This is a genomic window from Nitrospirota bacterium (assembly GCA_040752355.1).
Classification (GTDB): Bacteria; Nitrospirota; Thermodesulfovibrionia; order Thermodesulfovibrionales; family Dissulfurispiraceae; genus JBFMCP01.
In genome coordinates this window covers 69247-84464 of the sequence record JBFMHE010000004.1, presented here as the reverse complement: position 1 = coordinate 84464, position 15218 = coordinate 69247, and the positions used below count along the sequence as shown (strand labels likewise).

General features: G+C 61.3%; 13 protein-coding genes. 5 read left to right on the top strand and 8 right to left on the bottom strand.

The genetic code is table 11. The features are described from left to right. Positions 1-20: 20 nt before the first annotated feature. The 8 genes from AB1805_04240 to AB1805_04205 all read right to left on the bottom strand — a co-directional run bounded on the left by AB1805_04240 (position 21) and on the right by AB1805_04205 (position 7266). Positions 21-1280, bottom strand: coding sequence for an ABC transporter permease (locus AB1805_04240; GenBank protein MEW5744635.1), 1260 nt, complete (start codon positions 1278-1280; stop codon positions 21-23). After that, positions 1280-1960, bottom strand: coding sequence for an ABC transporter ATP-binding protein (locus AB1805_04235; protein ID MEW5744634.1), 681 nt, complete (start codon positions 1958-1960; stop codon positions 1280-1282). The genes AB1805_04240 and AB1805_04235 overlap by 1 nt, the downstream gene beginning before the upstream one ends. Positions 1961-2218: 258 nt before the next feature. Then, positions 2219-3289 carry an efflux RND transporter periplasmic adaptor subunit gene (locus AB1805_04230; protein ID MEW5744633.1) on the bottom strand — a complete coding sequence of 357 codons (1071 nt, stop codon included), beginning with the start codon at positions 3287-3289 and terminating at the stop codon, positions 2219-2221. Beyond that, the gene (locus AB1805_04225) at positions 3290-4699 is read right to left on the bottom strand and encodes a TolC family protein (GenBank protein ID MEW5744632.1); all 1410 of its coding nucleotides are present in this window, start codon (positions 4697-4699) and stop codon (positions 3290-3292) included. Beyond that, entirely contained in the window at positions 4687-5163 is a 477-nt protein-coding gene (locus tag AB1805_04220) for a periplasmic heavy metal sensor (GenBank protein MEW5744631.1), read from the bottom strand. Before AB1805_04220 ends, AB1805_04225 begins: the two co-directional genes overlap by 13 nt. Next, positions 5153-5602, bottom strand: coding sequence for a zf-HC2 domain-containing protein (locus AB1805_04215; protein ID MEW5744630.1), 450 nt, complete (start codon positions 5600-5602; stop codon positions 5153-5155). The genes AB1805_04220 and AB1805_04215 overlap by 11 nt, the downstream gene beginning before the upstream one ends. 33 nt (positions 5603-5635) lie before the next feature. Then, entirely contained in the window at positions 5636-6205 is a 570-nt protein-coding gene (locus tag AB1805_04210) for a sigma-70 family RNA polymerase sigma factor (protein MEW5744629.1), read from the bottom strand. A gap of 86 nt (positions 6206-6291) precedes the next feature. Then, complete coding sequence (locus AB1805_04205) at positions 6292-7266, bottom strand: sulfite exporter TauE/SafE family protein (GenBank protein MEW5744628.1); 975 nt, start codon at positions 7264-7266, stop codon at positions 6292-6294. Positions 7267-7326: 60 nt separating this feature from the next. Here AB1805_04205 and AB1805_04200 point away from each other — a divergent pair, with 60 nt between their 5' ends. The 5 genes from AB1805_04200 (at position 7327) to AB1805_04180 (ending at position 15123) form a co-directional block, all read left to right on the top strand. Then, entirely contained in the window at positions 7327-9759 is a 2433-nt protein-coding gene (locus tag AB1805_04200) for a heavy metal translocating P-type ATPase (protein ID MEW5744627.1), read from the top strand. Between the two features lie 44 nt (positions 9760-9803). Beyond that, positions 9804-10922, top strand: coding sequence for an HD domain-containing phosphohydrolase (locus AB1805_04195; GenBank protein MEW5744626.1), 1119 nt, complete (start codon positions 9804-9806; stop codon positions 10920-10922). Positions 10923-10983: 61 nt separating this feature from the next. Continuing rightward, a complete protein-coding gene (locus tag AB1805_04190; GenBank protein ID MEW5744625.1) occupies positions 10984-12639 on the top strand; it encodes a ribonuclease J in 1656 nt (551 codons plus the stop codon). A 37-nt stretch (positions 12640-12676) separates the two neighbouring features. Continuing rightward, the gene (locus AB1805_04185; GenBank protein MEW5744624.1) at positions 12677-13942 is read left to right on the top strand and encodes an ATP-binding protein; all 1266 of its coding nucleotides are present in this window, start codon (positions 12677-12679) and stop codon (positions 13940-13942) included. Beyond that, positions 13942-15123 carry a response regulator gene (locus AB1805_04180; protein MEW5744623.1) on the top strand — a complete coding sequence of 394 codons (1182 nt, stop codon included), beginning with the start codon at positions 13942-13944 and terminating at the stop codon, positions 15121-15123. Before AB1805_04185 ends, AB1805_04180 begins: the two co-directional genes overlap by 1 nt. The last annotated feature ends 95 nt before the right edge of the window (positions 15124-15218 follow it).

Sequence of the window (15218 nt, the reverse complement as noted above, 5' to 3'; positions counted from 1 at the left end):
ACTGCTGATTGCTTAAGTTCTTATCCTCTGATCGCTTCCACGGGGTCCATTGCCGCCGCTTTCTTCGCGGGCTGGATGCCTGCCAGCACGCCGATCAGCACCGAGAAGAGAAAGGCGAGCGCAAAAGGCTCCCATGATATCACCGCGGGCATGGTCATCATCTTCTTCTTGCCCATCGATCCCCCCATCGACCCCATTGAAGAGGCCACCGGAATCATCGAGATCACTTTCGATACGACGAACCCGAGCAGCGTGCCGAGTATGCCCCCGCTGACGGTTACCATCAGCGCTTCACCCAGGAACTGGTTCATGATGTCCTTTGCCCTGGCGCCGAAGGCGCGGCGTATGCCGATCTCCTTCTTCCGCTCGTTGACCGAGATGAACATTATATTGGCGATCACGATGCCGCCCACGCCGAGCGAGATCACCGAGAGGAGGATGAGAAACGTGCGGAGGGTCTTCGAAACCCCCTTCGCCATCGCCGCCATCTTCATGGTGTTGGTCACCCTGAAGTCGTCTTCCTGGGGCGGCGCGATATGGTGCCGCTCCCTGAGGAGGGCGGTCACATTCATCGTCACTTCCCGGAGCTTCGCTTCGTCCTCGACATACATCCTGATCATGCCGACATGGTCGATGTTGAACAGCTTTCTCATCGCCGTCGTCCGGGGGACGAAGACCCGGCGGTCCATGTCCATGCCCATCGGGCTCGTCCCGCGGTGGGCCATGATGCCGATGACCTTGAAATTGGTAGTGTTGATGCGGATCGTCTCGCCGATGGGGTTCTGGTCGCCGAAGAGCTCTCGCGCGACGGTCCGGCCTATGACCGCGTTCTTGCTCATCGAGGCGTTGTCCTCATCGCTGATGTACTCGCCCTTGTCGACGTACCACTGCCATGCGTCCATCCATTCCGGGGTCACGCCGAGGACCGGGGAGGCGGTGTTCTGGTTGCCGTAGATGATGTCCTGGGAGACGCTGACCGTGAACGGCGCGATGTGCTTTATGCCTTTCACCGACTCCTTTATGGCTGCCGCATCCTCCAGGGTGAGGGAAGTGGTGTCTTCGTCGGGCGGGCCGAACATCTTGCCGCCGCCTGCGGAGACGAGCACCGCGTTCGTCCCGAAGCTCTGTATGCCCTTCATGATCTTCGCCTGGGCGCCTTTGCTGATCGAGACGATCACCGTGAGCGTCGCGATCCCGATAACGATGCCCAGCATCATGAGGAAGGTCCTCATCCGGTACTTCGCCAATCCTTTGAGTGCGAGGGAGACCGTCTTCGCCATTACGCGGCCCTCCTTTCATCGCTGACCACATGCCCGTCCTTCAGCCTGATGATCCGCTTCGCCTGCCCCGCCACATCGGGTTCGTGGGTGACGAGGACGACCGTCCTGCCTTCCTGGTTCAGCTTCCTGAAGATACCCATCACCTCTTCGCTCGATGCGGTGTCGAGGTTTCCCGTAGGCTCGTCGGCGAGGATGATCGAGGGGTCGTTCACCAGGGCCCGCGCAATGGCGACGCGCTGCTGCTGGCCGCCCGAGAGCTCCGAGGGCACGTGGTTGATCCGCTCCCCGAGGCCTACCGCTTCGAGCGCAGCCCGCGCCTTCGTTTGTATATCCGCTGCTTCGGGCGAATAGATGAGCGGCAGCTCGACATTCTCGAGGGCCGTCGTCTTGGGGAGCAGGTTGAACGACTGGAAGACGAAGCCGATCTTCTTGTTCCGCGTGCGGGACAGGTCATCGTCGTCCATTTTGTCGACCGCCACCCCGTCGAGGATATACGCGCCGCCGGTAGGCCGGTCGAGGCAGCCGATGATGTTCATCAACGTCGACTTGCCCATACCCGACGGCGCCATGATCGCCACGAACTCCCCTTTCCCGATCTCGAGATCGATGCCCTTGAGGACACTGACCTCGAGGCTCCCGTTCTTCCGGTACGTCTTGGTGATGCCTTTCAGCTCAATCATGTATTTCCTCCTCTATTGCAAACTAGTTTTTCCGGAATCCAGCTCGACAGGGGTTGAATGGAGCGAATTGATATTTTTCGTCGCTGCTCTTGGCGAAGTGGAGCGGCCATAGCAGCAGGTGTCCGAGGTCGGTACGACCGAGTTGTGCTGCTATAGCGGAACGAGCTCTAGAGCAGCAGAAAAATATCACCTGAGCGGAATACAGCCCCTGTCGAGCTGGATTCGACACCCCGGCAAGTCCGGACAACGCTCCTCTCTCTACTCCGCCTTTGCCACCTCCCCCGTCACCACCGTCTCTCCCTCGCGGAGCCCCTCGATGACCTCGGTGTAGCTCCCGTCTTTCCATCCCGTCTTGACGGTCCGCAGCGCGGGCTTTCCGCTTTCGAGCACCTGGACCACCTTCCTGCCCCCCTCTCTCTTGATCGCTTTATTCGGCACGGCGAGCACACCCTCGCGCTTGTTCAGGTAGATGGTGGCGTTCACCGTCATGTCGGGCTTCAGCTTTCCCTCGGGGTTCTCGATCGAGATGATGGTGATGTAATAGACCACGTTGTCCTGGATAGTCGCCTTCGGATACACGGCGGTCACCGTGCCCTTGAAATCCCTGTCAGGGAATGAATCGACGGTAAAGGTCGCCTCGAACCCCGGCTTTATCTTGCTGATGTCGGTCTCGTCCACATACGCGTACACCTCGAGCCGGTTCAGATCGACGATGGTGACGAAGGTCGGCACGTTCAGCGCCGATGACGAGACCGTCTCCCCCTGCTGGGTGGCGACCGAGGCGATCACCCCCGAGATGGGCGCGACGATGGTGGCGTAGGACATCTGCGTTTCGTTGTACCGTATGGACTCCCTGAGCTGGCTCGCCTGGGCCTGCGCTGCCTTGTAATCCCGTTCCGCCACATCGACCTTGTCCCGGGAGACGAAGTCCTTCGCGTAGAGATTCTGCATACGCTGGAGGTTCTTCTGCGCCAGGTCGAGGTTCGCCTCGACGATCTTCAGGTTCATCCTCGTCTCGTTGACCTTTGCCCTCAGGTCTTCCTGCTCGAGCCGCGCGATCACCTGGCCCTTTTTCACCGCGTCGCCGATGTTGGCATAGAGGGTTTCGACCTTGCCCGATATCCGCGAGCCGACCTTCACCTCGGCACCGATCTTCGCCCGGATCACGCCGGTCGCCTGCACGATCGAGGAGATCGTGCGCTTCCTGATCGTTTCCGTCTGGAAGGTTGCTTCCCTGCTGCCCCGGCCGCTGAAAAACTTGTAGGCGCCCACGGAGCTCGCGAGCCCCAGGATCAGCAGGACGCTTACGATAACCAGCCTCTTTTTCATTTATCTACTCTCCTCCCTTACCGGTATGCCCGTTACCGATCTGGCCGTTACCGATCTGGCCACTGGTCCCTTCCCTATCGCCCTGTCGAGCCGCGCCTGCGCGTTGACGATGTCGTACAGCGCAACGACATGGTTCGTCCTTGCCTGGGTCAGCGCAGTCTGCGCATCGTTCACCTCGAGGATATTCCCGACCCCTTCTCTGTATCTCCCTTCCGAAACGCGCATGTCCTCCCGGGCCTGCTCGAGCGTCCTTTCGGTCACCGATGACCGTTCCAGCGCCTCTTTGAGCGCGAGCCAGGCCTGCTCCACATCGAGCTCGACAGCCCGTTTCGTCTGCGTCTCAGCCGCCCTGGTCCCGGCAAGACTCGCCCGGGCCTGGTTGACCCGCGACCGTGCGGTGAGCTGCTCGAAGAGGGGGATGCTCGCCGTTACGCCCACGCTCCACTTTTTGTCATCCGGAAGGAAGCTGCTCTCCTGCCATCCGTAAGAGGCATCGAGGCTGAGGTTCGGATAAAAACCGCTCCGCGCCTGCTGTACGCCGGCCTCTGCTGCATCGATCCGAGCCCTGCTCCCCTTGAGCTCGGGCCTCTGGTCGTATGCTGCCGCCATCGCGGCGCCCAAGGGAGGCAGCGCCGCCGGCTCGGTCACCTTTCCTGGCACCGGCACGACCGCGAAGCCGGTCGTGACCGGCAGCCCCATCGCTGCGGCGAGATTCGCCTTTGCGAGCAGATGGCTGTTTTCCGCCCTGATGATATCGAGCTGGGCATTGGAGCGCTGCACCTCCGCCTTTATGACATCCGAGCGGGGGGCGAGGCCCTCTTTGTAGAGCTCACGGGCCTGCTGCAAATGCGTATCGGCGCTCGTGAACGCCGCCTGTGCAACTTCGATCAGATCGTGCCGCTTCAGTACCTCGTGATAGGAGGTCGTGACGTTCACGACGATGTCGAGGTTCGTCCTCTGGAGGTCGTACTCCTGGGTCCGGATACTGTGGCGTATGCTCCTGACCAGGCTCGAGGTGCCCCCGGCGTCGAAGAGGAGCTGCCGCAGGAAAAAGCGGGTATCGTAGCTGTCCGGGAGAATCGCCATCCGGTCGTCCTGCGGCGTCGTATACGTATATGCCGTGGTGAGCTTGAGCGAGGGATAATACGTTCCCCACGCCTCGCCGATCCGCTCCTCGACCGCCCTGAGGTTCTGGAACGAGATCTCCGCAGCGGGATTGCTCTTCAGCCCGATCGCGATGCATTCATCGAGGGTAAGCGTCCTCCCTTCTATAGTGGCGATAGTCGCGATAGCGGCGGTTTCGCCGCCGGCAGGGCCGGCCGGCAATGCCAGAGACAGGAGAACGCAGCAGAGCGCGACGAGTCCTCCCCGTTTCCGGCTGGTTGCCGGTTCTGTTCTCACGGTGTGCATCCCGGCTGCCCTCCTTCTGTCATGGCCTTCTCGATCAGGTCGAGGAACTTTTCCTGCTGCTCTCTCCCGAGCATGCCTTTCATTTCGAGCATATGCTTGACTATTGTATGCTGCATTCTCTCCTGCATCCCGCCGATCTCCGCGACCGCGGCGGCAACGGTATCGGGCGAGGGATTGCCGGTGCGCATGAGAGCGAGCAGCGCCTTCTTCTTGAGGCCGATCTCCTGCCGCTGCCGGTCTATCTCCGCCCTGAAAGGGATCGCCCGCTCCCGCAGGGCCTGCTTCTGTTCCGGCCGCAGCGAGAGCTCCTCGAAGAGGAAGCGGTCCCTCTTCATGACCGTGCCGAAGGGCGAGACCCAGGAGGAGCTCTTCTGGTAATACAGGAAGCCGACGGTGGACAGAACGGTGAGGTTCAGGACGAGCGAGGCGGCCAGGGCGAATTTGAGCATCCGGTTACTTCTCATGGTCCGCCTCGGTCATGGCGAGATAGACACCGCCCACGGAATCCGGGGGCGCGGCCTCGAACAGCTCGAGCGAGAATAATGACGAGCCGCTTCCCGTGTTCGGCCCCGCAAGCGTGTAGGCAAGCATGCTCCCCGAAACCATGCCGATGAAGATCATGGCGAGCACGACCACTGTCTCGGCGAGCCTGGCGAAGAGGGGGATCCCGGCGAAGCGCGGCGCCCTCTGCGCACCGGCATGCGCCATTACCCTGGGCGAGAAGCCATACGGCGCCGTGAACCGCTTCGCCCCGCCGAAGAGCCGGCGGAGCGAGGCGAGCTCCCCGAGCTCCCTGCTGCACGCAGGGCAGGCGCTTATATGCGCCTTCAGGCGCTCTCTTTCTCCAGGGTTGAGCTCGCCGTCGTTATAGGCCGAAAGCAGTTCTCTCTGCGGACAGTTCATGTCGTTGCCTCCTGAGTGTTAAACGTTTGTCGCTCACGTTTGTTCCGTAAATTTTTTCATCAGGGCCCTGATTTCTTCCCTGGCCCTTGAAATCCTTGACTTTACCGTGCCTGTCGAGACCTCCAGCACCGCCGCTATCTCTTCATAGGAGAGCCCTTCGACCTCTTTGAGTATGAGGACCGTGCGCAGCTTCGGCGACAGCCGCTTCAGGCTCTTCTGCAGGGCCCTGCCCACTTCTTTCGATTCGTAGAGGCGCTCCGGGGAGGGCGAATCCGCGGCAGGGTCGATCGTGAGCTCTTCCCCCTCACCGGAGCGCTTGAAGAGCGACTCGAAGAAGGGCTTCCTGCGGTAGTCGATGCAGGTGTTGACCGCGATGCGGTAGAGCCAGGTATAGAGGGACGCCTCCGGTTTGAAATCGTCGAGGTTCCGGTACGCCTTGACGAAGGTGTCCTGCGCCGCGTCCTCCGCATCATGGCGGTCGCCGAGCAGGTGGCGGCAGAGCGTATATATCCTGTCCTGGTAGGCGCGGACGATCTCCTCGAAGGCAGCGGGGTCGCCCTGCATGAATCTGGCGATGAGATGGAAGTCGTCCGGTCTTTTCACGAGGGGGATATGATAACCGATCGCGGGACGTTTTGATCAGGCGAGCTTGGGTGCAGAACCTAAAGGAGCAGCGCCGGAGGCCATGGTTAGCCGAAGAGGTGCAGGATGAACGGAAAGATGTAGCCCAGCGCGAGAAAGACGATAACGATGCCGAGCATCAGCTTTATCGCCCTCTGCGGAACGAATTTCTGGGCCCTCGCACCGAGGTACATGCCGATGAATCCCCCGATGCCGAAGAGTATGCCCAGGGGCCAGTCGGGCATTGTCGGGACCCCGCCGGACGAAGGGATGAGGCTGAAGAAGAGCGCCCCGGCAGCAGAGGTGATGAAGGTCCCCATGAGCGCCGCCCCCGCGATGGTATAGACCGGCAGGTGGAACACGGCGACGCAGAAGGGAGCGATGATCGAGCCGCCGCCGATGCCGTAGGCGCCGCCGACGATGCCGACGGCGAGGGCGAGGACGAACATGCTTACGGTGCTGAAAGCGAAGCGCTCTCCCCGGAATTCGTATTCGATCCTTTTCGGGGATACCGCTGTCGTCCTGACGACGGCATCGGAAGGCAGGCCGGCGGTCTTGGCGCTGACCTTCGCCCCGGCGGTCCCGGCCGCCGGGGGCCTTTTGCCCGGCATGCCGACGAACTCTTTGAGCAGTTTGACGCCGATATACAGCAGCACCAGTCCCACGAAAAACTTGAACGACTGCGGATCGGGCAGATAGTACACCCTGAGATAGTAGCCGAGAAATACTCCCGGCAGCGTTCCCGCGACGATGACCCAGGTGAGCGGCCATGCCATCCGCCCCTCTTTGATGTACCGGCAGACGCCGCTGGGGATGGCGACGACATTGAAGACGTGATTGGTGCCGCTTACCGAGGGCGCGGTGTAGTTGAGGACGCTCATCTGGAACGGCAGCAGAAGAAAGGCTCCCGAGACCCCGCCCATGGAGGTGAAGAAGGAGATGACCAGCGCGACGAGAGGGGGGACGAGGATGTTGGCAGCGACCCCCGAAACGGGAAAGACAACGGTGAAGGCAGCCGTCAAGCTCTCGGGAAGCGGTGGCATGGAAAGAATTATACTATATACGTTTTGCATTTTGAATTTGATATTTTCTAAAATAGTTGAATGGTTTCTAAAATCGACATCCCGGTTACGGGGATGACCTGCGCTGCCTGTGCGGCCGCCATAGAGAGAACGCTTCCTAAAATCCAGGGAATAAAGAGCGCTGCGGTAAACTTTCCCGCCGAACGGGCGACCGCCGAGTTCGCGGACCCGGACAACCCTGTCCCCCTCCGGACCATCGTCGAGGCGATCAAAGAGGAGGGCTACGGGGTCGCGACCGTCAGGATGGATTTCGCCGTACGGGGAATGACCTGCGCTGCCTGCGTCGGCGCGGTGGAGCGTGCGCTGAAAGGACTCTACGGCGTCCTCGACGTGACGGTCAACCTGGCGTCCGAGAGGGCCTCCGTAGAGTATGTCCCGACCGTCGTCGGTTTCGAGGACTTCAAAAGGGTTATTGCCGACGCGGGATACAGCGCGGAGCAGTCCGCCGGGGAGTTTGTCGACCGCGAGAAGGCGCGGCGGGAGCGGGAGTACGCGCAGCTCAAAAAGCAGTTCATTATCAGCGCAGTCATCTCGACCGCCATCATGATCGGGAGCATGTTCCACACCGTGCCGGTCCTCTCGAACTGGTACCTCCTCTTCGCGCTCGCTACGCCTGTTCAATTCTGGACGGGCATGAGGTTCCATACCGCCGCATTTTCAGCGCTGAAGCACGGCGCCACGAACATGAATACCCTCATCAGCGTCGGGACGAACGCGGCCTATGGTTACAGCGTCGCCGCGACCTTTTCCCCCGGGCTCTTCGTCGCCGGGGGGGTAATGCCCCATATCTATTTCGACACCTCGGCAACGATCATTACGCTCATCCTCATGGGGAGGCTCCTCGAGGCCCGGGCAAAGGGGAAGACCTCCGAGGCGATACGGAAGCTCATGGGCCTGCAGGCGAAGACCGCCACCGTGCTCCGCGACGGCGTCGAGCGGGAGATTCCTATCGAGGAGGTGACGGTCGGCGACATCGTCTTTGTGCGGCCGGGGGGGAGGATCCCGGTCGACGGTACGGTGGTCGAGGGCGCCTCGACGGTCGATGAATCGATGCTCACCGGCGAGAGCCTCCCGGTCGAAAAGGGCGCCGGAGATACCGTCTACAGCGGAACGGTCAACAAGGCCGGCAGCTTCAGGCTGAGGGCGCTCAAGGTCGGCAGGGAGACGGCGCTCGCCCAGATCATCCGCCTCGTCGAAGAGGCGCAGGGGAGCAAGGCGCCCATACAGCGGCTCGCCGATACAATCGCCTCCATTTTTGTCCCCATCGTCATCGGCATTGCAGCGGTCACGTTCGTCCTCTGGTATGTGCTCGGCCCGCAGCCGTCGTTTACGCTCGCGCTGATGAACTTTATCGCGGTCCTGATCATCGCCTGCCCCTGCTCGCTCGGGCTCGCCACGCCGACGGCGATCATGGTCGGAACGGGGAAGGGGGCGGAGAACGGTATCCTGATCAGGGATGCGGGGGCGCTGGAGCTTTCCCACCGGATTCAAGCGGTCATTCTCGACAAGACGGGAACGATTACTAAAGGAGAGCCCGAAGTAGTCGATATTATACCTGTTGGAGAAAGGACGGCCGCCGAGCTGCTCCGGATCGCCGCATCGGCGGAGAAGCTCTCCGAGCATCCCCTCGGTCAGGCGATCGTCAGGAAGGCGCATGACCGGGGCGTTGCTGTCTCTGACCCCGTTCGGTTTGTCGCGGTGCCGGGCGGCGGCGTCAAGGCCCAGGTCCCGGTCTCGGGCGAGCTGCGGGAGGTATTCATCGGGAACGAGGAGCTGCTCCGCAAGGAGGGCATCGATACGGCGGCGTTCGGATCGCTCGCCGAGACGATCTCCGCGGAGGCAAAGACCCCGGTCTTCATGGCGATAGACAGCGAGGCGGCGGCCGTGTTCCCCATCGCCGATACGATCAAGGAGGGGTCCCTCGAGGCGATACGGCAGCTCCGGGAGATGGGGATAGAGGTCATCATGCTCACCGGGGACCACAAGAATACGGCGCGGGCGATCGCGCGGGAGGTGGGGATCGAAACCTTTTTTGCCGAGGTCCGGCCCGAGCAGAAGGTGGAGGTCGTCAGGAAGGTGAAGGCGGAGCGCAAGGTCACGGCCATGGTCGGCGACGGCATCAACGACGCGCCCGCCCTGGCCGAGGCGGACGTGGGCATCGCCATCGGCACCGGCACCGATATCGCGATCGAGGCGTCGGACATCACCCTTATCAAGGGATACCTGAAGAGCGTGGTCGATGCGGTGAGGCTGAGCAAGCTGACCATCAGGACGATCAAGCAGAACCTTTTTTGGGCGTTCTTTTATAATATCGTCGGCATCCCGGTGGCGGCGGGCGTTCTGTACCTCTTCGGAGGACCCCTGCTCAACCCGATGATCGCGTCGGCGGCAATGGCGTTCAGCTCGGTCTCGGTGGTGAGCAACTCGCTCCGCTTGAGGGGGAAGCGCCTGTAGCGCTTCCGGCCGGATACGGCAGAGGAATTCGTTTCGGAGGAGTAATGCAACGGACGGTCTATGTAGCGGATGATGTGGCGATCAACATCGAGCTCGTCGAGTCGGTCTTCAGGAACGATCCGGACCTCGTCATAAAGAAAGTCGAAAACGGAAAAGAGCTCCTCGACCTGATGGAGCACGACGGCTGTCCCGACCTCCTCGTCCTCGACCTGATGATGCCGGTCATGGACGGGTTCGACGTGCTCGGACGGCTGAAAGAAATACGCGAGAAGCGCTACTTCCCCGTTATCGTCCTTTCCGCCCTGACCGACAAGCAGAGCATTGTCCGGGCCCTCTCCCTGGGCGCGGACGACTATGTGACCAAGCCCTTCTTCGTCGAGGAGCTCAAGGCGCGGGTGAGCAATATGCTGAAGCTCAAGGAGCGCGACGAGTTCCTCAATACCTCCCTCGACGTGATGGAGACCAACCTCCTCGAGAAGCTCCAGATGCTGGAGCATACCCAGGTCGAGGTGATTATCAGGCTGGGCAAGGCGGCGGAGTTCAGGGACGACGAGACGGGCAGGCATATCGAACGCATCGCCGACTATGTGAATCTCATTACCAAGGTGCTGGGGTTGAACACCGAGCAGCGCATGATGATGCGCTATGCGTCGCCCATGCATGATGTGGGCAAGATAGGTATCCCGGACGGCGTGCTGATGAAACCGGGGAGGCTGACGGACGACGAGTTCAAGGTCATCAAGCTCCATACGGTCATCGGCAGCAAGATACTGGGCGGTACGAGCCTGCCGCTCCTCGAGCTCGCAAAAGAGATCGCCCTTTCGCACCACGAGCGGTGGGACGGCGCCGGTTACCCGCTCGGACTGAAAGGGAAGGATATCCCCCTGTCGGGGGCGATCGTTGCGATCGCCGACGTATTCGACGCCCTCACCTCGGACCGCGTCTACAAGGCTGCCTGGCCGATCGAGAAGGCGGTCGATTACATAAAAGACCAGCGGGAGAAGCAGTTCTCTCCTGCGGTGGTGGACGCCTTCTTTGCCGTGGGCGATCAGATTATCGACATACGGAGGACGAAGACTGAATCGTCGGTCGTCAAGCCGATGATCATGCAGATCATCGACGGCGATGTCAGCTTCGAAGAGTTGATAGAGCGGTGGCGATAACGAAAACATCGGAAATTCGGAGCTCCCCTATTTTGCTTTCTTCTCTTTTGTTGTTTGCGTTATGAACGGGTCCCTCCTCGTCATTCCCCTCGGCGGGGTCGAAGAGATCGGCCTCAATATGACGGTCTTCCAGTATGGCGACGATATGATCGTCGTCGACGCAGGCCTGATGTTCCCCGAAGAGGACATGCTCGGGGTCGATTTCGTCATCCCGGACTTCTCGTATGTCCTCGACAACCGGGAGAAGGTGCGGGGCATTGTCCTTACCCACGGTCATGAGGACCACACCGGCGCACTGCCGTTCCTGCTCCGAGAGCTGCAGGTCCCGGTCTACGGCACCCCGCTCACCCTCGCCCTGGTGAGGGAGAAGCTGAGAGAGTACCATCTCGACGAGGTCGTCCTGACGCCGGTGCGGCCGAGGGATACCGTCACGCTCGGCTCTTTTTCGGTCGAGTTCATACGCGTCACCCACAGCATCGTCGACGGGGTCGGTCTGGGCATAACGACTCCTGTCGGTGCCGTGATCCACACCGGCGATTTCAAGCTCGATCCCACGCCGGTCGACGGCGAGCTGATGGATTTCCACAAGTTCACCGAGTACGGCGAAAAAGGGACCCTGCTGATGCTCTCCGACAGCACCAATGCCGAGAAGGGCGGCTTCACCTTCTCCGAAAAGGAGGTGCGGCGGGCCTTCGAGGATATCTTTGCGAAGGCGCGGGGGAGGATCATCATCGCCACCTTCGCCTCGAATATTCACCGCATCCAGCAGGCCATCGATGTGGCGGTGCAGCACGGGAAGCGGGTCATCATGTGCGGCAGGAGCATCGTCTCGAACTCCCAGATCGCCCTCGATCTCGGGTATCTCACGATGCCGAAGAACACCTGGGTGCGGCTCGAGAACCTGAAAGACCTCGCGGACGAAGAGGTGGTGATCATCACGACCGGGAGCCAGGGAGAGCCGATGAGCGTCCTCTCCCGCATCGCCACGGACGAGCACAAGCACATCAAGGTGAAAGAGGGGGATACGGTCATCCTCTCGGCAAAGATGATCCCCGGGAACGAGCGCTCCATCGGGAAGATCATCAACCACCTCATGGCCCGGGGGGCCGAGGTGATCTACGAGAAGGTGTCCGAGATCCATGTCTCGGGGCACGCCTCGAAGGAGGAGCTGAAGCTCATGATGAACCTCGTCCGGCCCCGCTACTTCGTCCCGATCCACGGCGAGTTCCGGCACCGGAAGTATCATGCGAAGCTCGCCGAGAAGTCGGGCATTCCCCACGACCATATCTTCCTCCTCGAGAACGGGACGGTGCTCGAGATAACGGAGGAGGGCGCCCGCCGGAACGGGAAGGTGAATGCGGGCCGGATCTTCATCGACGGCAAGGGCGTCGGCGGGGTCGAGGATATCGTCCTGAGAGACCGCAGGATGCTCGCCCACGACGGCATCGTCATCATCCTCGTCGGTATCGAGAAGTCCACCAAGCGGATCGTCTCCGGGCCCGAGATCATCTCCCGCGGCTTCATCTTCGAGGACGCCTCGCCCGAGATCATCACCGAAGTCAGAGGGTTGATGGACGCCACCCTCTCGGAGCTCCAGGAGGACGTGATCGCCGATACGGCCCTCGTTCAGGCGAAGCTCCGCTCGACCCTCAAGAAATACCTGCGGAACACGATGGACCGCCGCCCGATGATCATGCCGATCATCATGGAAGTTTAGCTTTTCCCGGCATCTGCCGATATATATACCGTACCTTATGCCCGAACGGCTGCTCTATACGATAGGATCGATACTGGTCTGGGACGAAGGCCCTTTCGACCGCACGCTTCAACAGGTGGTCGGCGTGCTGGCGGGCCACTTCAATGCTGCCCAGTGCTCCCTCATGCTCATCAACCCCGACGAGCTGACGCTCGAGGTGCGGGCGTCCACCGATCCCGCGATCATCGGGGAGAAGCGGCGGCTGTCGGAGGTGACCGTCTCGACGAGGGCGCTCATCGATGACGCCCCGTTCCTTGCCGACCGGAAGAAGCTCTCCTTCTTCAGGCCGCTCGACGCGAGCAGGTACGATTCCGAGTATTCCCTCAGCATTCCCCTCAAGTACGAGGACAGAAAGCTCGGCGTAATCAACTTCACCGACATGCAGGGGGGCCGGGATGACGGCACGGGAGAAGGGATAATGAGCGGAGAGCAGCAGCAGACGGCGATGGAGGTGGCGCGCCATCTCTCGGTGTATCTCTATGCCGCGCAGGCGAAGAGCCTCCTCGAGCGGAAGGTCAAGAAGTACGAGCAGGCGGTGCAGCAGCTGAAGCGCCTCGATGAGCTGAAAACCAGTCTCACCAGCTTCATCGTCCACGACCTGAAGGGGCCCATCACCACGATCATGGCGAACCTGGACATGCTCACCTACGAGCCGCTCCAGCCCGGCCAGGCGGAGTGCGTGAACATCGCGCTCCAGGATATTCATAAGATGCAGCGGATGGTGCTGAATATTCTCGACATCACGAAGCTCGAGGAGGGGAAGATCAGGATCCTCCGGGAGGAGACGGACCTCGCGGAGCTCGCCCGGCGGGAGATCGAGTCCCTCAGGACCGTCTCCGCGCTGCGGAACATCACCCTCGGCCTGGAGTGCGGCCCGCTGCTCTGCTACGCGGACGAGGACCTGATCGGCAGGACCCTGTCGAACCTCCTGCTCAACGCCCTGGAGCACGCGCCCGACGGTACGAAGATCGAGGTCGGGATCGCCCGGGACGCCGGGGGCGATACGCTGGTGAGCGTCACCGACCGGGGCAGCGGCGTTCCCGACGAGTTTAAGGAGCGGATATTCGACAAGTTTTTCCAGGTGGAAGAGGGCGTCAAGCACGGCAAGGCGACGACCGGCCTCGGGCTCACCTTCTGCAAGCTCGTGGTCAGCGCCCACGGCGGCCGGCTCTGGGTTGAGGATGCGCCCGGCGGCGGCGCACGGTTCCTCTTCTCTCTGCCCGAACCGTTAACGCATGAACGTTTCAAGGAGGAAGCTGTCTGATGGGTATTCCCGTAGAACACCTTAAAATAAACTGTCTCTTCGTCGATGACGAGCCCACCATGCGCGCCACGGTTGCGAACATGCTCTCGAGACTCGGCTTCAAGAACGTCGTCACCGCCGATAACGGCAAGAGCGCGCTGGAGATCGTAAAGACATCGAAGGTCGATCTCATCATCGCCGATATCAACATGCCCGAAATGACCGGCATCGAGCTGTTCAAGACGGTCCGCGAGGACAACCGTTACGACGGCATCAGCTTCATCTTCGTCACCGCAGAGGCCCGAAAGGATACGGTCGCCCGCGCTGCGGAGGGCGGCGCGAGCGAGTACCTCATCAAGCCCTTCGTCATGGGAGCGCTGGAAGACAAGATCGCGAAGGTGCTGCGGAAGCGTTTCAACCCCTCGACGCTGGAGCTCCATATGCAGGGCTTCAGGCAGCACCTCGAGAGCAGGGACTTCGTGAGTGCCGAACGCGAGATCGCCGCGGCCCTCGAAATGGCGCCCGACAACGCGGCGCTCCTCTACCAGTACGGGCACCTGGCGCTCGCCAAAGGGGATTCCCAGCAGGCGATTGCCTATTTCAAGGAGGCGATAGCGAAGAAGCCGCTCTTCGTGAAGGCCTACAACGCGATCGGCGAGATCTACGAGAGCCTCGGCGACATCGGGTCCGCCATACAGTATTACGAGCAGGCCCATGCCATCAGCCCTTCGAATGCGGACCGTCTCATCGCCCTGAGCAAGCTCTACTACAAGACCGGCGATGCCGGCAAGGCGGAGACGATGCTGCAGGAGGCGCACGGTGACGTGCGGGACGATGTCTCGACCTCGGGACACCTGCTCGGCGAGCTGTACCTCTCGAAGAACGAGAGCGAGAAGGCGCTGGAGGTGCTCCTCAAGGCGCACCAGATGAATCCCGCCGATACCTCGATCATGCAGAGCCTCGCCGAGGCGTACCGCAAGTCGGGCAATCCCCAGGAGGCCCTCGCCGTCTACGCCAGGGTCCTGAAGATCAGCAGGAACAACGCCGGGGCCTATTACCAGATGGGGAAGACCTACCTCGAGATGAGCGAGAAGCGGAAGGCGATCGAGAGCATCAAGAAGGCCTGGGAGCTCAACCCCTTCTCCCAGGAAATCACGGCCGATCTCAAGGCGCTCGCCGAAAACGACAAGCTGGACATTTGACGCGAAATCCGAAATACTAAGAGGGTCTAACGGAATGAGCAGGGGGAGTCGGACGAGGCACAGTATGTTCGCTCATTCTCGGACAGCATCCAGCC